Source organism: Halorussus marinus (assembly GCF_004765795.1).
In the GTDB taxonomy this organism is placed as follows: domain Archaea; phylum Halobacteriota; class Halobacteria; order Halobacteriales; family Haladaptataceae; genus Halorussus; species Halorussus marinus.
The window spans coordinates 344755-365638 of record NZ_SBIV01000004.1 but is presented as its reverse complement, the minus strand read 5'-3'; the positions used below and the strand labels follow the sequence as shown (position 1 = coordinate 365638).

Sequence of the window (20884 nt, the reverse complement as noted above, 5' to 3'; positions counted from 1 at the left end):
GCGGGCGGTGCGTCTCGCTGATCGCGGAGTACCTCCCGCTCCAGGATGGCGGGTCGACGGTGTTCGACAAGGCGTTCGACGCCGAGGATGTCCTCGTCGAGGACACCGATCCGGGGGAGTTCGACGTCGAGCCGTACCGGGAGGTCATCGACGCGGTCGCGAGCCGCGACGACCCGGTGGACGTGCTGGTTGAGTCGGTCGCACCGAGCCATCTCGGCGATCGTCACATCAAGGAGGCGCTGATCTGCCAGCTGGTTAGGGCGAATGCCCCGACGGGCGCCGACGGGAAGGACTACCGTGGGCAGATTCACATGTTCCTGCTGGGTGACCCGGGCGCGGGCAAGACCGACTTCGGGGAGGCGCTGGTGCGGCTCGCGCCGCGTTCGCAGAAGTCGAGCGGGAACGAGGGGACGTCGGCGGCCGGATTGACGGCGGCGATCACTCGCGACGATTTCTCGAACGCGGAGTTCACGGTGACGGCCGGCGCGATCCCAAAATGTTCGGGCGGGGCGCTGTTCCTGGACGAGCTCGACAGCGCTGGCGATCAGGAGCAGAACGCGCTGCTGGAGGCGATGGAGTCGGGCGTAATCAACATCGAGAAGGCCGGGCAGAAGGCGACGCTGGAGGCCGAGACGGCGATCCTCGCGGCGGGGAACCCCGAGAATGGTCACTTCGATCCGGAGCGGTCGCCCGCGGAGCAGACGAACGTGCTGTCACCGCTGCTCGACCGGTTCGACCTGATCTTCTGTCCCGAGGAGAAGACCGATCCGGACGCGGTCGAGGCGATCGCGGACCACATCACCGCTGGACGTGACGCTGCGCAACGCCGGGAGATCGACAAGAACGTCCCCGAGTCGGCGGACGCGGTTGAGCCGGAGCTGTCGACCGAGGAACTCCGGGCGTACTTGGCGGCGGCGCGGGAGAAACGGCCGGTGTTCGGGAGCGACGAGGTACGCCAGACGCTCCGGGACTGGTACGTTGAGGTGAAAACGCGGATCGTCCGCCAGGAGGACGAGGACGGTCGGGAGTATCCGGTGACCCCGCGCGCGGTTGGGGACATCGCGCGGCTGGCCGAGGCGTCGGCGAAGGCGCGGCTCTCAGACGAGATAGAGATGGTGGATGTCGAGCGGGCGACGCGGTTGAAGGGTCGGTCGTTCGCAGAGTTTGGGCTTGATCCGGGCGTCGAGGTGGTCGCCGAGGATGGAGACGGTGACGAGGGCGGGCTTGACTTCGCGGGGTCGACGCCGACCGCGACGATCTCGGAGATCGTCGACGACCTCACACTCCAAGGTGCGGACTACGGCGCGCCGCGTGAGGAGGTCATCGCACGGACAGTCGAGGTGGAAGACAATCTCGATGGGGATTCTGTGAGCGATTTGATCGAGGAAATGCTGGCGGCGGAGACTATGGAGGAAGTAGCTGAAGGTCGATTGATTACGGTATGAGTGACTCTGTTACATCCTTAGACGATGGAAATAAGATAGGGTGGTCTTCCTCAACGTTCCCGCCTCCGGTTACTCACTCTCTACCAGTCGACAGAATTGAAGCAGTATTGTAAACAGTGGGGGTAAATCGGAAAGACAGATATCCTTGTTTCGTTCATCAAAATCGACTATAGCATAGTCCCGCAATTGGGGAAGGTGCTGGTGATGAAGTTTCCTCTGTATCGATTTCCATTCGTCTTCGGGAGTTGGTGATGACGGATCTTCCGAATCCTGTGCCGCTATCTGTCGTGCGAGTTCCTCGGAGCTTGCAGTTTCTTTTTTATCCAGATAGTAGAGTGCTTGGCGCCGTTCCGGATCGGAGAGGGCGCGAAGATAGCGGTCTAGCTGCGAAAGCCTATTTTCGTCCGATATCTTATTGTTCTCACTCATTTTTGAATCCACCACTAGGAGTATTGACAATAGATAACAATCCTCGCGACCTAAAACCGACGGTAAAATGCAGGATCATTCATGTATATTAAATGAGTGTGAGAATAGATACAGAAAAATAGAAATCTTCATTTATATGCTATTTAGACTATATTCGCCGTCATTTATTATACACCACTCTGTGTAGGCCTCAACAGATCAGTGAGCATGAGCGCGATCAGTCAAACAGACCCAAATCAGGATCTCATTGCTGCTCTTGTTGAACGAATCAGTGAACATGACGGCCAAGACCCAAGCTCTCCTGACTTCTGTCTCTATGACGAGACGGATCCCGAGGCTCTTGAGCTCCTCTATGAAAACACAGCTGGACCCCTAACTACCAAGATTAAGTTAGAAGATGTTCAGGTGATTCTCAAGAAGTCAAATGATGGACAAATTACCATCGAAGTTGTCTCGAGTGTCGAATAGCGACCTACCATAGACTGAACCCAGACAGGAAAGCAACCTGGTATAGGCGCGCACTACCGTAGAGGAGATAGGGGTGGTTCTTTCCGAGGCACCCTAACCGTGGACACCGCCGTTTCACTTGTCCTACCGTGTGGTATCGGCCGATTGGACATATGCGGTGAGGGCCGGGCCGTTCTGGCCCGGCCCGCATTGTTCTTGCCCCTTAGGGGCAACTACCGTAGGGGTGTTAGGGGACCCCGGCACCCCAGACCGAAACCCTTCAAGAAGGATAGAAGCCCTGAAATACCGATTTAATGGAGAATAAGCGGAAACGCTGAGGTCGGAAACTGGCCGAACTGGCGACCGCCCCGTCGAGGCGCTGATGAAATCTAACCAAATTCTTATGAAAAATAGGAGGTTAGAGCAGTGCAGACGGAATTGGACTAATAGTAGATGAAATTAAGTCGGGAAGGTAAGTGTCGCCACTGAATGCCGATGCGAACCCGGAGCGAGAGACCGCTATCCTCTCGCAAACAGCGCCGGGTACGGATCGGTTCGGATCTCGACGTGCTCGCCGTCGATGTGCGCGCGATCGAGCGCAGCGCCAAGCTGCTCGCCAGTCAGATGGATGTCGTCGAATGTCTCCCAGTTCGCTGACCCGTCGTGATCGTCGCTATCGCCCTCGTCGCTGCTATCATCCTCGGAACCACCATCGTCCTCGGGGTCGGCCTCGCGCTCCTCTCGGTTCTGCTGGCGGTCCTCGCGGCGCTGCTCGGCGCGCTCGCGGATGTCCTTGAGATCCTCTTCGGGGTGGATGGCTTCGAGCTCGTCGAGCGCGTTCAGCCGCAGCTCCTCGTTGTTGAACACGATGAGTCGTGGCATGCTGATCCGGAGCAGCACGTCGTCCTCGACGAAGTCGGCGACCATCTCCTGGACGTAATCCTCGGTGAATCCGGTGATCTCGGCGAGTTCCTCGTAGGACGCGCCGTTCATCGTCGCAATGGCGTACAGGAGGTCCCACTTGCTCTGTGTACCGGACTGACCGTAGACCGTGTTGAGGATGCGGCGGAGTCGCGTCTCGTTCGCCTCCTGGACGGCGGCCCGCCAGCCGGTCGGAACAAGCGTGTCGATGCGCTCGCGATCTCGTGGCTTGTAGTAGTCGTCCTCGCGGAGCAACCCGAGGTTCAGTCCCGCACGGACGGCGATCGTCGAGGCGAGCTGTCGGAGCGTCGCACGGAGCGCGGCCCACTCGTCGGCGTGAGGGAGTTCGGTGTCATGGTCGGTGCCGGCGAAGAACGCCTCAAGTTTCGGCTCTGCGAGCCGCTCGTCCTTCGGCGAGCCGTTGATGCGGTAGACTTTCGCGCCGAGTTCGATCCCATCGCGATGCGCGAACGCATTGAACCCGAGAACGTCCCAGCGGTCCGAGCGGACCATTTCTTTGACGAACTGGCCTTCACGCATCGTGCCGGCGCCGTCGACATCGCCCGAGCCGCCGTACTCCAGCATCGACTTCGCTTCGCGGAGGCGCTGGACGACCGCATCCATCATCTTACTGTCGAAGCGATGGTGGACCTCGCCCTTCCAGACCTTCCAGGAGTCGCGGTTGAGCGTCGACCAGTCCGGACGCTCGACGGTGAGCGCAGTTGCGGCGAGGTTCGCGATCTGGACGGTCCGGACGAGCGATTCCTTCGAGCCGGCGTAGGTCGTCTGGGTTCGGAACTTCGTCCCTTCGCCGTGCTGGGCGATCATCGGGTCACCGGATGGTTGCAGTAGGCTCTCATCCTGTGGCTGAACCCAGCACTGGTACGAGACTGGGGCACGGAGGTTACTGTCGAGGTCGGCCGCGAGCTCGCCCGAATCCTCGTCATACCGCATGACTGAGAGGTTGTATTCGTAATACTGAGAAACGAGTGCTTCGGCGCCAGCGTTCGGGCCGGCGAGCTCGTCGTCGACGTCGCGACCGACTTTCCAGCCCTTACTGGAGATGACGAGGTGGGCCGGGAAGTCGTCGTGAAGCCAGTCGAATCGCTGGTGGACGTCTTCCGCGAGGACAACCGGCTCGTCCTCAGGCTCGATGTCGAGGTTCTGCCAGCCGCTCCACAGTCGGGAGTAGAAGCTCTCGCTGCCGTGGTCCTCGTCGGCGAGGTCCGTGAGAACGGCCTCGATGCCGTGGCCGTGCTCGATTGGGTCGGGGTAGTCGAGTTCGTCGTACTCGCAGAGCAGTACCTCATGGTCGCCATCTTCGTTGGGAACGGGCGCGAGGCGACCAGTCGAGGCATAATCATGCGCCCTGGCCGTCTGCTGGGGATCCTGGTCGTCGAGCGAGACAGTCGCCGTCTGTATGGGGGTGTCAGCGCTCACGACTCGTCACCCCGAGAGAGACGATGATTGAGGTGGTCGCGTAGCGACTCGGCCTGTTGGCGGGTCAAGTGGAGCTCTCCGAGGGTTCCCGGGCTACCGCCACGAGCTGACAGACGGATGCCGCGTGCTCCGGGATTGTCTGAGACGTACAGAGTAGCGTCGTCGGTCGAGTGCTGTTCAGGTGAAACGGCAAGTCGCAGACTCACCTCGTCGACGTAGTTCTGTGTCATGCGACCTCCGCGAGCGCAGCGTTGAGCGCTGGCTCTGGGGTAGTGATCGAGACTGTCTCGCCGTTACTCTGGGCATCGACGCTCGCGAAGTGGTCCGGTGCGACTTCGACGGGTGCCGGAAGCACAACCTCGACCCGACGACACTCACAGCGCCAGCCGTAAACCGGGAGATCGTCGTCGACGTGCGCCTCCAGGAGCCCAGCCGGCACGGTCGGCGTCCCGATCGTGCTGGTCACGTCGGTACCGCAAAGCGGACAGAATGCGGCGTCGAGATGTTCATCGTAGTCGGCGATGAGGACGATGGTGCGTGGTTCAACGAGGTCGCTGGCCGACTCGCGCACCGTCATGCTGTCTCACCTCCCGAGAACTCCGTCAGACTGGCGAGCGTCGACGTGTCCTGTTCATCGTCGCGCTCCTCGATCTCTGTCGGGTCCGGATGATGAACCGCCTCGGTATCGATATCTTCGAGCAGAACGTCAGCCAGCAGGCGGCGATGACAGTATCGCGGGTCTTTCTCCCAACAGACGAGCCACACGTCGCGCTGCTGGATACGCGCTCGCAGCTCGTCGAGCACCTGTTGTTGGCCCGCTTGACCGAGATGATCTCGGTATCGCTCTTCGAAGTCGACGCCCTGCCATGCGACGGCACTGGGGTTCTCGACGCCGTCGCGGTCGGCGGCCTCTTCGACGGTCTTGAAGGCGTCGAGGAGGTCGTCGGGTGGTGCAACCGCGGGGATGTTTCGATCGGTGACGCGGTCGACGAAGTCCTTCGGATACCTGACGACGCCGAGAACCAGGTCGGTGTCGGCGGGTTCGTAGTGGGTGTTGACGCCGCTGAAGTAAGTTGTGTGGAGCGTCACCGTTGGCTCACCTCCGCGGGCGCGACGAAGTTGCTCCACGCGAGTTGGGCGTAGTCCGAGCGACCGTCGCCACCGTTGAACCACTCGGGGAGCTGGTCGTCAACGCGGACGGCCGACACGATCGTCATCGCGAGGATGTCGCGGTCGGGCGTGGGCTCGCAGACGACGAACAGGTAGACGCCGTTGACGTTGAGGAGTGCATCGTGCTGTGAGGGCCGGAAGTAGAACCGGCCGCGCTCACCGCTCGCGTACACGACCATCGCGCTCTTGATCTCGACACGGGTACCCTGCGGGACAGCGTCGAGATCACGGAGATCGAAGTCCGGTCTCAGTGTGACGGTCGCGACTGCGTCGTAGTGCGGAGAGACCGTGTCTGGGGCGTGGCCGAGTCCGGGGACTTCTTCGAGCGCTTCCGCAGCCGCGCGCTCTCCGGCGTGCTTGCTCGAAACACTAGCCGTGATATCACTCGACATGGCGCTCACCCCCCGTACGCCAGAGGTCGGCAGGATCGAGGACGGCGTCGGCTTCAACCGAGGCGAGTTCGCGGCCGGTCACGAACCGGACCGCCAGATCGTCGGCGGTCGCCATCTAAAACGCACCTCCGCGGTTCGCGTGGCCGTTGCGGATGCGCCAGGGCTCGTCCTGCGGGTCGACGTGGTCGACGTCGTGACCCGCGGCGCTTCCTTTCTGGAGGCGCGTACTCGTGTCGCACTGGAGACAGCGGTGGGCGATGTCCTGATTGTCACCGTAGACTTTGCGGAACCGTTCGGTGACGCTCGCTGCGCAGAACTGACACTGGTCGAGATCGGGGTCAGACGCGGACCCGTCGGCGAGTTCACCCGAGGCGGCCTCCTGATCGTCGGACTGAATGGCCTCGGGGTTGTGGAGGACCGCCATCAGGCGACCCTCCGTTTCAGGGAGATGAAAGTTAAGCCAACGATTTCCCAATCGAACGATGGATAGCTGGGGCTTCTACCTTTAGAATATGAACGGCTTGGATAAGTTTTAGTGGGACCGCTGAGATTCGAACTCAGGTCCAACGCACCCCATGCGCAGAGGATACCACTACCCTACGGTCCCGCCTGCATTCCATCCAAGGGCCGTCCCCGAGTTAAGCGCTTCGTTTCACTCCTCGGATCGTGGGACCACCAGATCGCCGTCGTCCCGGACCGCCATGCTCGCCAGCGCGTCGTTCTCGTAGGCCGCGACCCCGTGCATCCGCCCGAGCACGTAGCCGTCGTGGTCGGTCTCGACCGTCGCCTTGTGCTCGCCGTGGGGCGTGAGAATCTCGGCGATCACGTCGCCGGCCTCGACCGCGTCGCCGGCGGTCGCCCGGTGGCGCGCGATGCCCGGCGTGTCGGTGTGGGGATGGACCGCCCGCTTGACCGGGTACTCGACCGGCGCGTCCGGGCCCACGGCGTCGGGGTCGGGGTCGCCGGGGAGCACGCCGAGTTCGCACATCACGTTTCGGACGCCCGTGACCGCGGCCTCGCGGACCGACTCGTCGACGACCTCGTGGCCGCCGAGCTCCGCGGTGAACGCCGGGATGCCGGCGTTGTTGAGCGCCGCGCCCGCGGTCGAGCGCTGGAGGCTCTGCTCGGTGTACTCCTCGGCGGCGTACTCGTTCACGATCGGCATACCGAACGCCTCGATCAGCGATTCGAGCTCGCCCGCGAGCTCGCGGGCCTCGGCTTCGGTCCGGTAGTCCCGCGACCGGTCCGAGTCGGATCGCGCCTCGCTCTCGCCGTAGAGTACCCGGTCCCGGATCAGGAACGGCATCGATCCGACGTGGGCGGTGTGGAGGTCGACGAGCGCGTCCGCCGAGTCGGCGAACGCCTCGTAGACGCGCTCGTCGATGAGTTGCTGGACGCTCGGCGGCCGGGACCGCTCGGCGTCGGGGTCCGGGAAGTAGCGGTTCGGGTCCTCGTCGTCGTAGTACGACGTCCGTGTGGTGCGGCGCAGGCCCGCGGGGTTGAGGGTCGGCAGACAGACCACCGTCCCCCGGATCTCGCCGGGGAGGTCGTCGGTCAACAGGTCCTGTGCGACCGCGAGCCCGGTGACCTCGTTGCCGTGGATCGCGGCCGTCACCCAGAGTTCGGGGCCGTCGGGCTCGCCCTCGGCGACGAGAACGGGGAGGCGTTCGGGCGTGCCGGTCGGGAGGTCGGTGACGTCGAGCCAGCCGGTCGCGAGTTCGCCGGGCGCGGCCACGGCGGTGCCGAGTTGCATACCGGCGAGAGTCCCGGCGGCGACAAAAAGGTGGGTGTGGCGGCGATCCCCTACACCAACACGCGCTCTAACGTCACGGCGACGCCCGCGTCGGCGTCCGGGTCGCCGGCCATCGTCCCGAGACATACCGCGGCGCCGTCGGGCGTGTAACAGGCGACCAACTCCCCCTCGTCGGCGTCGTCGCTGTCGATCACGCCCGGGGCGTACACCTGCGCGCCGTGGGCGATCTCCGCGGCCGCGCTCGGCGCGACGGTCACCGCCGGGAGGTGTTCGAGCGCGCGCTCGGCCGGTCGGACGACCTCCCGGAGCCAGTCGTCCTCGCCTTCCTCGCGCCACCGCGCGAGCGCGTCGACGAACGCCTCCATCGTCGCGAGCGTCCGGTCGTCGAACGGGTCGGTCGCGGTCCGGCGGAGGTCGCCCATGTGGGCCCCGGTCCCGAGTGCGAGCCCGATATCGTGACACAGCTTCCGGATGTAAGTGCCGCTCTCACATCGGATTCGGAGCAGGGCCTGCCGGTCGCGGACCTCCAGCACGTCGAGTGCCGACACCTCCCGGACCCGTAGCTTCCGGACGACCGCGCTCTTTCGGGGCGGCTTCTGGTAGAGGGGGCTCTCGAACTCCGCGACGATCGCCTCGAGGTCCGCGGGCGGATCGTCGTGGAGTTCCAGCACCGCGACGTACTCCTTTTGGCCCTCCAGAAACACCTGCGAGAGGCGGGTCGCGGCCCCCGTCAGCGTCGGGAGACATCCCGTCACCTTCGGGTCGAGCGTCCCGGCGTGGGCGGCCTGCTCGACGTCCGCGGCGTCCCGGATCCACCCCGCGACCTGATGGGCGGAGGGTCCCGGCGGCTTGTCGAGGTTCACGACTCCGAAGTCGAGCAGTTCGGCCGGCGTCCGTTCGTTCGGGGGTCCGCGGAGCATGGAGTTAGAACTCGTAGTCGGCTTCGACGGGGTACGTGCCCTCGTCAGTCGCGGGGTCGTAGTCGCCGACCGCGGTCACGAGCATATCGAGCACCGAATCGGCGTCCCAGCGGGCGGTGTTGACCGCGAGATCGTAGATGGTGAGGTCGGTGATGTCGATGCCGTAGTACTCCCGATACCGATCGGCCTCGCTGGACTGGCGGGCGGCGCTCTCCTCGCGGGCCTCCTCGACCGGCTTGTCCTCGCGGTCGGCGACTCGCTCGGCCCGCACGTCGAGGGGCGCGTCGAGCCAGACCCGAAAGTCGGCGTGGTCGCCGGCGAGCCACCCCGCGAGCCGGGATTCGAGCACCACGTCGTCGCGGTCGACCGCGATCGAGCGCAGGCGCCGATCCAGATCGCGGTCGATCTGGTCGTCCTCCTCGGCGAGCTTGTTGAACTCGAGGGGCGTGTAGCCGCGCTCGTCGGCGAGCTTCCGGAAGATGTCGCCGCCGCTGATGTGTTCGAGATCGAGCGCGGCGGCGAGGTTAGAGGCGGTCGTGCTCTTTCCGCTACCGGGCGGTCCGGAGACCGTTATCAACATATCCGGTCTCGGTGCCCGGGGGCAAAAGAGGTTTTGAACTCCGGCGGGGGCGTCGGGCGGTTCGCGGGTCAGGTCGGCGTCGTCTGGATGTTCAGCGACTTCCGGATCAGCTGGGTGAACCCCATCGAGCAGAGGAAGTACCAGACGATCCACATCCGCATGGGACCGGCGACGCCGTCCTGCCAGCCGACGTCTCCCGCGAGCGGTACGACGATGTTCCACTCGGCGTCGGGGATGTGGCCGTCCCGGACCATCCAGTAGATCCAGAGGAAGACGGGGATGGTGAGGAACATCGTCCAGACCATCGGGCGGAACTGCTCTTTGAACATGCCGAGCTGGTCGCCCATCGCGTCCATCTGCTCTTCGCGGATGCGCTCCATCGCCTCGTCGTCGCCCCGCTCTTTGGCGGCCTTGCGCTTCTCCTGGATGTCTTTCATCCGCTGCTGGTAGGCGCTCATCTTGTCCATGTTCATGAGGTTCGCCTGCAGCAGCGTCGAGTACAGTCCGGTCACGAGCGCCAGCACCATCACGACGACGTAGAACGGCAACACCGACTCCAGCGGGCCGACGAGGATGTTGACCGTACTCCCGATGGCGTTCCGGATCGGCGTCTGCGAGTAGCCGAGGAACAGCCCGACGGAGCCGAGCGCGGCCATCTTGTCCCACATCGTCCACGACGATTCGTCGTCGTCGATGTCGACGTCGGTGTCGTCGTCGGTCGAGACCGAGGTGGTCGGGTCGTCTTCGAGCGCGGCCTCGACGGCGTCGGGGTCCGCGAGTCGGAACTCGTCGCCGTCACTGGTGAGTACGTCTTTCTCGATGAGTCGGCCCCACTGACCGCTCGTGAGCGCGTCGTTGACGTCCGCCCACTCGATGGGCTCGTCGCCGGCGTCCGTGCGGTCGTAGACGACCGCCAGGACGTCGGCCATCGCCGAATCCTCGGCGACGAGCGACTCTACTTTGTCCGCGGTCCGTGCCATTACTCCGGGTTTGGTATCCTCCGTTAATCAACTTTCGCTCTCGTGCGCTCGCGGGTCGGTTACGATCCCGTCCGAGCGCAGGCCGACCCGCCGGGCCGGTTCGCGGCCTTTAGGGCGCGGTCCGAGTGTCGGGTCGGCGAAACGAGCGCCGGCTCAGGCGTTGGTCTCGACGGCGTCGCTCACGTCCGCCCACACTTCGTCGGGGCTCCCCTCGCCGTCGACCCGGACGAGCTGGCCCTCCTCGTCGTAGAACTCGACGACCGGCGCGGTGTTCTCCTCGTAGACGCGGATGCGCTCGCGGGCGGTCTCCTCGGTGTCGTCCTCGCGCTGGTAGAGGTCGCCGCCACACTCGTCGCAGACGCCTGCTTGCTCGGGCGGGCTGAACTCGACGTGGTAGGTCGCGCCACACTCCTCGCAGACCCGTCGGCCGGTCAGCCGGTCGACGAGCACGTCCTCGTCGACGTCGAGGTAGAGCACGACGTCGAGGTCGGTCATCTCCGAGAGCGTCTGGGCCTGTTCGAGGTTGCGCGGGTAGCCGTCGAGGACGTAGCCGTCGGCCTCCTCGAGCGCGGTCTCGACGATCTCGTTGACCACCGCGTCGGGGACGAGTTCGCCCTTGTCCATGTACTCGCCGGGCGTGTCGTACTCCAGCCCGAGGTGGCTGATGTCCATCTCCTTGTTCCCGCGGAGCGCGTCGCCGGTGGTGACGTGGTCGACGCCGAACTCCGAGACGATGCGGTCGCTCTGGGTTCCCTTGCCCGCGCCGGGCGCGCCGAGTATCAGAATGTGTGGCTCCATACCTCCGAGTCCGGCGGCCACGCTTAAAGGCTTAAAGAAAGCGGTCGGGGACGCGCCGGATGCCGCCCCATTTTTGTCCGCACGCCGCCTCCGTTCGCGTATGAACGACGCCGAACTCGCCGCGCGTATCGACCACACCGTCCTCGGCCCGGAGACGACCTTCGACGACGTGTGCGCCGTTCTCGACGAGGCCGCCGACTACGGGATGAACGCCTGCATCCCGCCGTGCTACGTCGCCGAGGCCGCCGAGTACGCACCGGACGTGACCCTCGCGACCGTGATCGGCTTTCCCCACGGCCAGCACGCCACCGCCGCCAAGCGCGAGGAGGCCGCCGTCGCCTACGAGGACGGCGCCGACGAGCTCGATATGGTGCTCAACGTCGGCCGGCTGAAGGCCGGCGACCGCGAGGCGGTCCGGGCCGACGTCGAGGAGGTGGTCGCCGCGGTCCCGGTCCCGGTGAAGGTCATCATCGAGACCGCGCTGTTGACCGACGACGAGAAGCGCGCCGCCTGCGAGGCGGCCGCCGAGGCCGACGCCGCGTTCGTCAAGACCTCGACGGGGTTCGCCGACGGCGGCGCCGAGGTCCCGGACGTGGAACTGATGAGCGAGTACCTCCCGGTCAAGGCGAGCGGCGGCGTCGGCGACTACGAGACCGCGGCGGCGATGTTCGACGCCGGCGCCGAGCGCATCGGCGCGAGCTCGGGGGTCGAAATCGTCGAGGACTTCCGGCAGAACTACTGAGGTCGGCGCGGGCTCACAGTACCAGACTGGTCACGCCGATCGACTCCAGCACGAGCCACCCGACGAACGCGGCGTACGCCCCGAGCAGGACGTAGGCCTCGCGGTCGGTGAGTTCGAGGTCGGTGCGCATGAGCCCGAACAGCAGGATGGTCGCCATCGTGAGCGCGCCCATCATCGGCGCCGCGAACCCGAAGTCGATCACCGTCGAGCCGACCAGCAGGACACCGACCGGAACCGCCACCAGCAGGTCGAAGACGTTGCTCCCGAGCACGTTGGCGATGCTGGTCACGTCGCTGTCCTTCCGGGCGGCCTGCACGCTGACGAACGCGTCGGGCAGGCTGGTGCCCGCCGCGATGACGGTCAGCCCCCAGATGAAACTCGGCGTCCCGAGCGTCGCACCGAGCCCGAGCGCGGCCCGGACCAGCCCCTCGACGCCGACCAGGATGGCGAGGAGGCTGACCGCCAGCAGGCCCCACAGCCCGAGCGCGTCCACGCCGTCGGTCACGCGCGTCTCGCGCAGGTCGCGCACGTCCTGATACTGGATGAACACGTACAGCCCGTAGAGCGCAAGGGGAAGCAGCGCCAGCGGTCGGGTCACCCGGCCGGCGAGTCGCCCGTCGGCCGCGGGGTAGTAGATGACCCCGAACGAGAACGTCAACAGCAGGACCGCGACCGAGAGCATGTAGAACTGGGCCTCCTTGTAGACGAGGCTCCGGTTCGACTGGAGCTTTCCCTGCCCCGCCAGCGTCGAGAGGCCCGGGATCACGAGGATGTTGAAGATGGCGGACCCGACGATGGCCCCGACGCCGAGTTCGAACTCGCCGTGCAGAACCGCCGCCAGCACCACGCTCGACAGTTCGGGGAAGCTCGATCCGACCGCCGCGATGATCGCGCCCTGAATGATCGGCGGCGCGCCGTAGTAGGCCGCCAGCCGGTCGGCGGCCCGCTCCAGCCGTGAGCTACCGGCCCAGACGACGCCGGTCGCGACGACCGCGAGCCCGACGTACCCGAGAGTCAGCCACATGCCCCGACGTTGCTCGCCTGCGCGTATTGGTCGTTACGATGGCCGGAGCATCGGCGGCCGTCCCGCACCCCACGACGCCGTCCAGACGGGACACCGACAGTCGTGGCGCGAGCGACCGGAGCGAGCAAACGGTCGTGGTGATTCGTCGGTCTTTTGACCGCGTAGCCGAAAGAAAGCGACAGCGAATGGCCCGGTATCACATCGAGACCTACGGTTGCACCTCGAACCGCGGCGAGAGCCGCGAGATAGAGCGGCGGCTCCGGGACGCGGGTCACCACCCGGTCGAGGGCCCCGAGGAGGCCGACGTGGCGATCCTCAACACCTGCACCGTGGTCGAGAAAACCGAACGCAACATGCTTCGGCGGGCCGAAGAGCTCGAAGGCGAGACCGCCGACCTCATCGTGACCGGCTGTATGGCGCTGGCGCAGGGCGAGGAGTTCCGGCGGGCCGGCGTCGACGCCGAGGTGCTCCACTGGGACGAGGTGCCGACCGCGGTCACCAACGGCGAGTGTCCGACCACGACCCCCGACGCCGAACCCGTCCTCGACGGGGTCATCGGCATCCTCCCCATCGCGCGCGGTTGCATGTCCGACTGCTCGTACTGCATCACCAAGCGCGCGACCGGCAAGATCGACTCCCCGCCGGTCGAAGCGAACGTCGAGAAGGCCCGCGCGCTGGTCCACGCCGGCGCGAAGGAGATCCGGATCACCGGCCAAGACACCGGCGTCTACGGCTGGGACGACGGCGAGCGCAAGCTCCCCGAGCTCTTAGAGCGCATCTGTGACATCGACGGCGAGTTCCGCGTGCGGGTCGGGATGGCCAACCCGAAGGGCGTCCACGGCATCCGCGAGGAGCTCGCGGCGGTGTTCGCCGAAAACGAGAAGCTCTACAACTTCATCCACGCGCCGGTCCAGTCGGGGAGCGACGACGTGCTCGGTGAGATGCGCCGCCAGCATCAGGTGTCCGAGTACGTCGAACTGGTCGAGACCTTCGACGACGTTCTGGAGTACTGGACGCTCTCGACCGACTTCATCGTCGGGTTCCCGACCGAGGAGCCCGAAGACCACGCCCAGAGCCTGGCGCTCCTCCGAGAGACCCGCCCCGAGAAGATCAACGTCACGCGGTTCTCGAAGCGGCCGGGGACCGACGCCGCAGAGCTGAAAGGTCTGGGCGGGACTCTCAAAAAGGAGCGCTCGAAGGAGATGACCGACGCCAAGATGGACGTGGTGGCCGACGCCTACGACGCGATGGTCGGCCAGACCCACGAGGTGCTGGCGGTCGAGGACGGCACCGCCGACTCGGTCAAGTGCTACGACGAAGCCTACCGGCAGGTGATCGTCCAGAACGCCTCCGAGCACGGGATCGAGCCCGGCGACTTCGTCGACGTGGAGATCACGGGCCACAGCACGGTGTACGCGTTCGGCGAGCCGGTGTAGCCGGGCAGTCGGACCGGACCGTGCTCACCGGGAACTGCCGCCGACGAGCCGACCGACCTCGTCGTCTTCTTTCCACTCGCCGAGTTCCTTCGGGTCGACGTGGACGAACACGTCGTCGACCTCCTCGAGGTCCCGGATCGCCTCCACGATCTCGGTCTCGATCGCGTGGGTCTCCCGAAGCGTGCGGTCGCCCTCGACTTCGATGTGGAGGCTCACGTCGATCTCCGGGCCGACGTAGTGGGCGATGACGTCGTGGGCGCCCTCGACGTCGGGGTGAGCGAGCGCTCGCCGGACGATCTCGGACCGGAGGTCCTCGGGGGGCGCGCTCCCCACGAGGTAGTCGACGTTGTCCTCGACGATCTCGTAGCCCGTGTAGAGGATGCCGAGCGCGACCGCGCTCGCCGCTATCGGGTCCAACACCGGGTAGCCGGCGTTCGCGCCCGCGACCCCGATCAGCGCCGCGGTCGCGGTCAGCACGTCGATGCGGTTGTCAAGCGCGGTGGCTCGGATCGCGGGCGAGCGCCGGCGCTCGGCCACCCGGAGACAGTACCGGTAGAGGCCGTACTTGATCGCGGCGGTCCCGCCGAGGACCCCGAGCGCGATCGGGCCGGTCGAGGCCGCGATCTCGCCCGACAGGACGCTGGTCGCCGCGCTCCAGAGCACCGCGCCGCCCGCGGCGAACACCCCGACGGCGACGAACAGCGAGACGAACGGTTCGATGCGCTCGTGGCCGTGGGGGTGGCTGAAGTCGGGCGGTCGGGTCGTCAGGTACAGGCCCGCCACGACGACCGCGCTGTAGGCCACGTCCGCGAGGCTGTTGACGGCCTCCGAGCCCACCGCGAGACTACCGGTCGCCCACCAGACGGCGCCCTTGGCGGCGACCAACAGGACGTTGACCGCGAGCACGAGCGCCCCGACCCGGCGGACCGCCGCCTTCCGGTTCATCGGGCGGGGGTTGGACCGCCGGAAAGAAGGGTGTATCGCTCTCGACGCTCACTCGATCCGGACGGCGCCCTCCGCCGGCACGCTGACACCCTCCTGCTCGGCGAACGCCGCGCGGAGTCGATCGTAGGTGTCCTCGAGCGCCTCCACGAGCACCTTCGTGTCCGAGAGCACCGGCATGAAGTTGGTGTCGCCCTCCCACCGCGGGACGACGTGGGTGTGGAGGTGGTCGTCGATCGAGCCGCCCGCGCCCGTCCCGAGGTTGAGCCCGGCGTTGAAGCCGTCGGCCCCGAGCGCGGCCTCGACGGCGTCGAAGGTGCGCTGTTTGAGCCGGGCGTGATCGACCAGCACGTCCTCGGGGAGATCGGCGTAATCGCCCGTGTGGACCCGCGGGATCACCATGACGTGGCCGGGGTTGTAGGGGTAGTTGTTGAGCATGACGAACGTCCGGTCGCTCCGGGCGACCACGAGGTGCTCGCGGTCGTCGTCGCGGTCGGGGAACGCACAGAACACGCAGTCGACGTCGGGGTTCTTGTCGTCGCGTTCGACCCACTCGATGCGCCACGGGGCGAAAATCTGGTCCATGTGCGGGCCAGGGCTCCGGAGAACTTAGGTGTCGGCGGTTCGGTCGGGGACCCGGATCGCGAGCAGTGCGGCGACCGCCCCCACGCCCGCCAGCAGGAAGAACGACTCGTCGAAGTAGCCCCGATCGGCGAGCGCGCCCACGACCGTCGGACTCGCCGCGCCGACCAGCATGTAGCCGGTCCGCAACACCCCGAGGCCGGTCCCCCGGACCTCGTCGGGGAACGCGCCCGTGAGGTAGGTGAGGGTGATGGTCGCGTAGCCGAGCACGCTGCTGGCCAGCGCGGTGACCGCGGCGATCGCCGCCAGCCCCTCGACGACCGGCACCAGCGCCATCGACGCGGTGATCACGAGCAACACCAGCGGGAGCGACCGCCGGAGGCCGTAGACGTCGTAGGCCGACCCCGCCATCGGCTTGACGAGGATGCCGAGCCCGAAAAAGCCCCCGAACAGCGCCGTCGCGGTCGTCTGGGCCAGCCCCTTGACCTCGACGAGGTAGGTCGGATAGAACCCGGTGAACCCCTGCCAGACGCAGTAGCCGAGCAGTTGGACCGCGGTCACGAGCAGGACCGACCGGTCGGTCATCACGCCTGCGACCGCTCGGAACGCCTCGCCGACGCCGGCTTCCGACGCGTCGGTCTCGGCGTCGCGGCGGGCGCTCGGCACGACGATCCCGATGCCGACGGCCGCGAGCGCGAACAGCGGGATCGCGAACCCGAACCCGAGTTGCCACGCGACCGCGACCACGAGCGCGCCCGCCAGCGGCGGGAGCACCGAACTCCCGAGATCGCCGGCGGCCATCGTCAGCCCGATCGCGGTGCCGCCCCGCTCTGGGTAGTTGTCCGAGAGGATGGTGAACCGCGCGACGCCGTACAGCGCGGTCGCGAACCCGAACAGGAGCGTCGCGCCGAACAGCACGCCGACCGACCCCGCCGTGACCACGACCGCGAGCGCGACCGCCGAGACGGCGGTGCTCGCGACCAGCACGCGCCCGCCGCCGAACCGGTCGTCGAGTAGCCCGCCGGGGAGTTGGCCGAGCGCGTAAGCGACCCACAGCGCCGTGACGAGCAGGCCAGCGGCCGTCAGGTCGAGTCCGTACGCGGCCCGCAGTTGGGGCAACACGGCGGGGTAGATCATCCGGACGCCGAGCGAGAGGAACCACCCGCCGGCGACCGCGACGAGGATCGGGCCGCGCCCGCCGCCCCACAGTTCGGTCCCGAGGCGGCGGACTGCTCCGAGTCGGTCGGCGATGCCCATCGTCGTCGGAGATGGCCCCGCTGGACGGTTATGTCCGACGGTAGCGGCATGGCGATCGGCCCCGGCGGGGGCTCGCGCGGGCCGCCCGGCCCGGACTCGACGGGTCGCGACCGACCGAGTCCGCATAAGCGTTATACCTACTTGCCCATCTAAGTCAATGTGTGGAGAGAACGAGGCGGCGTCAAGATCGAGGCGAGCAGGAGCAGGAAAACCAACAGGAGACAGGTCAGCGCCAGGAGTGCCCCGAGTGTGAGTCCGCACAGCTGGTGAAAAGCGCCGACGGGAGCGAGGTCGTCTGCGAGGACTGCGGGCTGGTCCTCGAAGACGAGAACATCGACCGGGGACCCGAGTGGCGGGCGTTCAACCACTCCGAGCGCCAGGAGAAGTCCCGGGTCGGCGCCCCGACCACCAACACGATGCACGACAAGGGGCTGACGACCACCATCGACTGGAAGGACAAAGACGCCTACGGCCAGTCGCTCTCCTCCGAAAAGCGCAGTCAGATGAACCGGCTCCGAAAGTGGCAAAACCGGATCCGCACCAAAGACGCCGGCGAGCGCAACCTCCAGTTCGCGCTCTCGGAGTCCGACCGGATGGCCTCCGCGCTCGGGGTCCCCCGATCGGTACGGGAGGTCGCGTCGGTGATCTACCGGCGCGCGCTCAACGAGGACCTGATCCGGGGGCGCTCGATCGAAGGGGTCGCCACCGCCACGCTCTACGCCGCCTGTCGGAAGGAGGGTATCCCGCGCTCGCTGGAGGAGGTCGCGGGCGTCTCGCGGGTCGAACGCAAGGAGATCGGCCGCACGTATCGATACATCTCCCAGGAACTCGGCCTCGAGATGAAACCCGTCGACCCGACGAAGTACGTCCCGCGGTTTTGCTCGGAGCTCGATCTGCCCGAGGAGGTACAGGCCAAGGCCAACGAGATCATCGAGACTTCGGCCGAGCAGGGCTTGCTCTCTGGCAAGTCCCCGACCGGCTACGCCGCCGCCGCCATCTACGCCGCCTCGCTTTTGTGCAACGAGAAAAAGACCCAGCGGGAGGTCGCCGACGTCGCGCAGGTGACCGAGGTCACCATCCGCAATCGCTATCAGGAACAGATCGAAGCGATGGGCCTGACGAGCTGATCGACGCCGGACCCGTTCTGCGTTCTACACGCCCGACTCTTCTCTGAGCCGTTCGATGTCCTCGTCGGTGTAGCCGTATTCGCGGAGAACGTCGTCGGTGTGTTCGCCCAGCCGCGGCGGGTGCTGGCGGACGCTCGTGGGGGTCCGCGAGAAGTGCATCGGGCTCCCGGCCATCTCGACCTCGCCGGCGGTCGGGTGGTCGACCGACCGGTGCATCCCGCGGGCCTCGACCTGCGGGTTGTCGAACACCGCCGCCATGTCTTTCACGTCGCTTGCGGGCACGTCGTGGTCGGCCAGCAGGTCGAGGGCCTCGTCGGTCGTCATCTCCGCGAACGCCGCGTCGAGGACGGCGTCGAGTTCCTCGCGGTTCTCGACTCGGTCGGCGTTCGACTCGAACCGCGGGTCGGCCGCGAGGTCGGGCCGATCGAGCGCCTCGCAGAGCCGCGGCCAGATGTGCTCGCTGGCGCAGGCGACGACCACGTAGCCGTCGGCGGTCTCGAACGCCTGATAGGGCGCGATGGTCGGATGCTTCGAGCCCATCCGGCCCGGCGACTCGCCGGTCGCGAAGTAGTTCGACGCCATGTAGCTCATCCACGCGACCTGCCCGTCGAGCAGGCTCACGTCGAGTTTCTGGCCGGTGCCGTCGCCGAGTTCGCGTTCGAGGAGCGCGGCCAGGATCGCCTGGGTCGCGTACATCCCCGCGCCGATGTCGGCGATGGCGACCCCGACCCGGACGGGCGCGCCGCCGTCCTCGCCCGTGATGCTCATCATCCCGCCCTCGGCCTGCATGATGATGTCGTAGGCCGGTCGATCGGCGTCCGGGCCCCACTCGCCGTACCCCGAGAGCCCGCAGTAGACGAGTCCGGGGTTGTCCTCCCGGAGGTCCTCGTAGCCGAGGTCCCAGTCTTCCATCGCGCCGACCCGGAAGTTCTCGACCAGCACGTCGGCCTCCGAGGCGAGGTCGCGAAACACCTCCCGACCCGCTTCCGACTGGAGGTTGAGGGTGATCGAGCGCTTGTTCCGGTTGACGCTCATGTAGTAGGCCGACTCCTCGGCGTCGCCGTATCGGGGCGGATGCCAGTGGCGAGTCTGGTCGCCGGTCTCGGGGCGCTCGACCTTGATCACGTCGGCGCCGAGGTCACCGAGTTGCATCGTGCAGAACGGTCCCACGAGGACGCGCGAGGCGTCGAGGACTGTCACGCCGTCGAGCGGTCCAGCGTCGTCGCTCGGATTCCGGGCTTCGCCGGTCATACTCGTGCTTGGCGTGAGTCCGAGAAGAAAGTACGGGTAGCGGCCCGCCCGAACGCCGCTACCGCACCACGTCCGCAGAGAGGTCGCCGATCGGTTCGACCGCCGCGCGCGCTTCGTCGCCGTCTTCGATGACGCCCGCGCCGGGCGTGCCGGTGCTGATCACGTCGCCGGGCGCGAACGTCGTCGACTCCGAGAGGTAGCTGAGCAGTTCGGGGGGCTCGAACAGCATCCCGTCGAGGGTGTTCTCGGAGACCGTCTCGTCGTTTACGACCGTCCGGACTCGCACCTTCTCCATGAACGCCTCGGGCGAGTCCGGGACAGCGACGTACGGGCCCGCCACGAGGAACGTGTCGAAGCTCTTCGCCCGGGTCAAAAAGCGCGGATTGCGTTCGAGGATGTCCTCGGCGGTCATGTCGATGATCGGGACGAACCCCGCGACCACGTCGGCGAACTCGTCCTCGGCGACGCTCGAACACCGCCGGCCGACCACGACCCCGAGTTCGGCCTCGGCGGTGATCCGATCGGTCACGTCGGCGTCGGGAAGCCGGATCGGGCCGCCGGGCCCGGTCGCGGTCGAGGGGGGTTTGAGGAAGCTCGCGGGCTCCTCGGGCCGGACCTCGTCCAGATCCTCGGCGTGGTCGGCGTAGTTCAGCCCGATCCCCCAGAGCTTCCCGGGTCGATCGAGCGGGAGCCCGAAGGCGAGTTCCTCCTCGGGGACTCGCTCGGCGGGCGCCGCCGCGGGGTCCGGGAGCCCGTCGGGCGCCCGGGCGAGCGCCTCCTCGATCGTCGACAGGTCGGGGTCGGCGGCCCCGAGCGGGACGAACCCCTCCTCGTCGCCGATCAGCGGCGCCCCGTCGGCGGTGCGCGCGAGATACCGCATCTACTCCTCCCGGTCGGTCCAGAAGTCGAAGCCCCGGCCCGGCGCGAACACGTCGAGTCCGACTGCGCGCTCCTCGCCCGTGTTCTCGACGCGGTGGGACTCCCACGATTCGAGCAACACCGAGTCGTACTCGCCCATCGTCACCGAATCGTCCTCGGTGTGGACGGTGAGTTCGCCCTCCAGGACGAGACACACCTGCTCGTTCTCGTGGTCGTGCATCGGCGAGGAGTGGCCCGGCGGCTTCTCGAACCACTCGAAGCTGAATGCGTCGCTCCCCGCGAGCGCGGCGCGGGCCCACCCCTCGTCGGGTTCGTACGTTTCGGCCTCGTCGAAACTGACTGGCTCCATGCGCTCTGGGTCGCGATACG

At 66.6% G+C, this 20884-nt stretch carries 25 protein-coding genes and 1 tRNA gene; 5 read left to right on the top strand and 21 right to left on the bottom strand.

Annotated features, from left to right (window positions below):
• Positions 1-1445 (top strand): ATP-binding protein (locus EPY72_RS10900; protein ID WP_168216025.1); only part of this gene is annotated, 1445 nt, incomplete at its 5' end.
• Positions 1446-1514: 69 nt separating this feature from the next.
• Here EPY72_RS10900 and EPY72_RS10895 read toward each other — a convergent pair.
• Positions 1515-1874, bottom strand: coding sequence for a DUF7344 domain-containing protein (locus tag EPY72_RS10895; protein WP_135806423.1), 360 nt, complete (start codon positions 1872-1874; stop codon positions 1515-1517).
• A 207-nt stretch (positions 1875-2081) separates the two neighbouring features.
• On the opposite strand from EPY72_RS10895, the gene EPY72_RS10890 reads away from it, so the two are divergent.
• On the top strand, positions 2082-2342 hold the full coding sequence (locus tag EPY72_RS10890; RefSeq protein ID WP_135806422.1) for a HalOD1 output domain-containing protein: 261 nt from the start codon (positions 2082-2084) through the stop codon (positions 2340-2342).
• Between the two features lie 498 nt (positions 2343-2840).
• On the opposite strand, the gene EPY72_RS10885 is transcribed toward EPY72_RS10890, so the two are convergent.
• The 13 genes from EPY72_RS10885 to EPY72_RS10830 all read right to left on the bottom strand — a co-directional run bounded on the left by EPY72_RS10885 (position 2841) and on the right by EPY72_RS10830 (position 11275).
• The gene (locus EPY72_RS10885; protein ID WP_135806421.1) at positions 2841-4682 is read right to left on the bottom strand and encodes a hypothetical protein; all 1842 of its coding nucleotides are present in this window, start codon (positions 4680-4682) and stop codon (positions 2841-2843) included.
• The gene (locus tag EPY72_RS10880) at positions 4679-4912 is read right to left on the bottom strand and encodes a hypothetical protein (protein ID WP_135806420.1); all 234 of its coding nucleotides are present in this window, start codon (positions 4910-4912) and stop codon (positions 4679-4681) included. Before EPY72_RS10880 ends, EPY72_RS10885 begins: the two co-directional genes overlap by 4 nt.
• A complete protein-coding gene (locus EPY72_RS10875; protein WP_135806419.1) occupies positions 4909-5259 on the bottom strand; it encodes a hypothetical protein in 351 nt (116 codons plus the stop codon). Before EPY72_RS10875 ends, EPY72_RS10880 begins: the two co-directional genes overlap by 4 nt.
• Positions 5256-5771 carry a DUF488 domain-containing protein gene (locus EPY72_RS10870; RefSeq protein WP_135806418.1) on the bottom strand — a complete coding sequence of 172 codons (516 nt, stop codon included), beginning with the start codon at positions 5769-5771 and terminating at the stop codon, positions 5256-5258. Before EPY72_RS10870 ends, EPY72_RS10875 begins: the two co-directional genes overlap by 4 nt.
• A complete protein-coding gene (locus tag EPY72_RS10865) occupies positions 5768-6244 on the bottom strand; it encodes a PD-(D/E)XK family putative nuclease (protein ID WP_210423529.1) in 477 nt (158 codons plus the stop codon). The genes EPY72_RS10870 and EPY72_RS10865 overlap by 4 nt, the downstream gene beginning before the upstream one ends.
• The gene (locus tag EPY72_RS19975) at positions 6234-6359 is read right to left on the bottom strand and encodes a hypothetical protein (RefSeq protein WP_280177985.1); all 126 of its coding nucleotides are present in this window, start codon (positions 6357-6359) and stop codon (positions 6234-6236) included. Before EPY72_RS19975 ends, EPY72_RS10865 begins: the two co-directional genes overlap by 11 nt.
• Positions 6360-6668: a DUF7563 family protein gene (locus tag EPY72_RS10860; protein ID WP_210423528.1), complete on the bottom strand. Its 309-nt coding sequence runs from the start codon at positions 6666-6668 to the stop codon at positions 6360-6362.
• A 112-nt stretch (positions 6669-6780) separates the two neighbouring features.
• Positions 6781-6851, bottom strand: a tRNA-Pro gene (locus EPY72_RS10855).
• A gap of 45 nt (positions 6852-6896) precedes the next feature.
• On the bottom strand, positions 6897-7997 hold the full coding sequence (locus tag EPY72_RS10850; RefSeq protein ID WP_135806417.1) for a succinylglutamate desuccinylase/aspartoacylase family protein: 1101 nt from the start codon (positions 7995-7997) through the stop codon (positions 6897-6899).
• 50 nt (positions 7998-8047) lie between these two features.
• Positions 8048-8917 carry an RNA-guided pseudouridylation complex pseudouridine synthase subunit Cbf5 gene (locus EPY72_RS10845; RefSeq protein WP_135806416.1) on the bottom strand — a complete coding sequence of 290 codons (870 nt, stop codon included), beginning with the start codon at positions 8915-8917 and terminating at the stop codon, positions 8048-8050.
• 4 nt (positions 8918-8921) lie between these two features.
• Positions 8922-9497 (bottom strand): (d)CMP kinase, encoded by a 576-nt coding sequence (cmk, locus tag EPY72_RS10840; protein WP_134671741.1) that lies wholly within the window; start codon positions 9495-9497, stop codon positions 8922-8924.
• Between the two features lie 68 nt (positions 9498-9565).
• Positions 9566-10477, bottom strand: coding sequence for a DUF106 domain-containing protein (locus EPY72_RS10835; protein WP_134671742.1), 912 nt, complete (start codon positions 10475-10477; stop codon positions 9566-9568).
• Positions 10478-10630: 153 nt separating this feature from the next.
• Complete coding sequence (locus tag EPY72_RS10830) at positions 10631-11275, bottom strand: adenylate kinase (protein WP_134671743.1); 645 nt, start codon at positions 11273-11275, stop codon at positions 10631-10633.
• Between the two features lie 100 nt (positions 11276-11375).
• Between EPY72_RS10830 and deoC the strand changes: the two genes are divergently transcribed.
• Positions 11376-12017: a deoxyribose-phosphate aldolase gene (deoC, locus tag EPY72_RS10825; RefSeq protein ID WP_134671744.1), complete on the top strand. Its 642-nt coding sequence runs from the start codon at positions 11376-11378 to the stop codon at positions 12015-12017.
• A gap of 13 nt (positions 12018-12030) precedes the next feature.
• On the opposite strand, the gene EPY72_RS10820 is transcribed toward deoC, so the two are convergent.
• Positions 12031-13041, bottom strand: a complete 1011-nt coding sequence (locus EPY72_RS10820) for a sodium:calcium antiporter (RefSeq protein WP_135806415.1) — start codon at positions 13039-13041, stop codon at positions 12031-12033.
• A 185-nt stretch (positions 13042-13226) separates the two neighbouring features.
• On the opposite strand from EPY72_RS10820, the gene EPY72_RS10815 reads away from it, so the two are divergent.
• The gene (locus EPY72_RS10815) at positions 13227-14477 is read left to right on the top strand and encodes a tRNA (N(6)-L-threonylcarbamoyladenosine(37)-C(2))-methylthiotransferase (protein ID WP_134671746.1); all 1251 of its coding nucleotides are present in this window, start codon (positions 13227-13229) and stop codon (positions 14475-14477) included.
• A gap of 24 nt (positions 14478-14501) precedes the next feature.
• Here EPY72_RS10815 and EPY72_RS10810 read toward each other — a convergent pair whose 3' ends face one another.
• The 3 genes from EPY72_RS10810 to EPY72_RS10800 are packed head-to-tail and all read right to left on the bottom strand — an operon-like array spanning position 14502 to position 17258.
• On the bottom strand, positions 14502-15422 hold the full coding sequence (locus tag EPY72_RS10810; protein ID WP_134671747.1) for a cation diffusion facilitator family transporter: 921 nt from the start codon (positions 15420-15422) through the stop codon (positions 14502-14504).
• Between the two features lie 48 nt (positions 15423-15470).
• Entirely contained in the window at positions 15471-16004 is a 534-nt protein-coding gene (locus EPY72_RS10805; RefSeq protein WP_135806414.1) for an HIT family protein, read from the bottom strand.
• Between the two features lie 24 nt (positions 16005-16028).
• Entirely contained in the window at positions 16029-17258 is a 1230-nt protein-coding gene (locus tag EPY72_RS10800) for an MFS transporter (RefSeq protein WP_135806413.1), read from the bottom strand.
• A 161-nt stretch (positions 17259-17419) separates the two neighbouring features.
• Here EPY72_RS10800 and EPY72_RS10795 point away from each other — a divergent pair, with 161 nt between their 5' ends.
• Positions 17420-18385: a transcription initiation factor IIB gene (locus EPY72_RS10795; protein ID WP_134671750.1), complete on the top strand. Its 966-nt coding sequence runs from the start codon at positions 17420-17422 to the stop codon at positions 18383-18385.
• Between the two features lie 24 nt (positions 18386-18409).
• Here EPY72_RS10795 and EPY72_RS10790 read toward each other — a convergent pair whose 3' ends face one another.
• From EPY72_RS10790 to EPY72_RS10780, 3 genes are read right to left on the bottom strand one after another with little or no spacing between them, the layout of a single operon-like run.
• Positions 18410-19636, bottom strand: a complete 1227-nt coding sequence (locus EPY72_RS10790) for a CaiB/BaiF CoA transferase family protein (protein ID WP_134671751.1) — start codon at positions 19634-19636, stop codon at positions 18410-18412.
• Positions 19637-19694: 58 nt separating this feature from the next.
• The gene (locus EPY72_RS10785; protein ID WP_135806412.1) at positions 19695-20516 is read right to left on the bottom strand and encodes a fumarylacetoacetate hydrolase family protein; all 822 of its coding nucleotides are present in this window, start codon (positions 20514-20516) and stop codon (positions 19695-19697) included.
• Positions 20517-20864 (bottom strand): cupin domain-containing protein, encoded by a 348-nt coding sequence (locus tag EPY72_RS10780; RefSeq protein WP_134671753.1) that lies wholly within the window; start codon positions 20862-20864, stop codon positions 20517-20519.
• Positions 20865-20884: the final 20 nt, after the last annotated feature.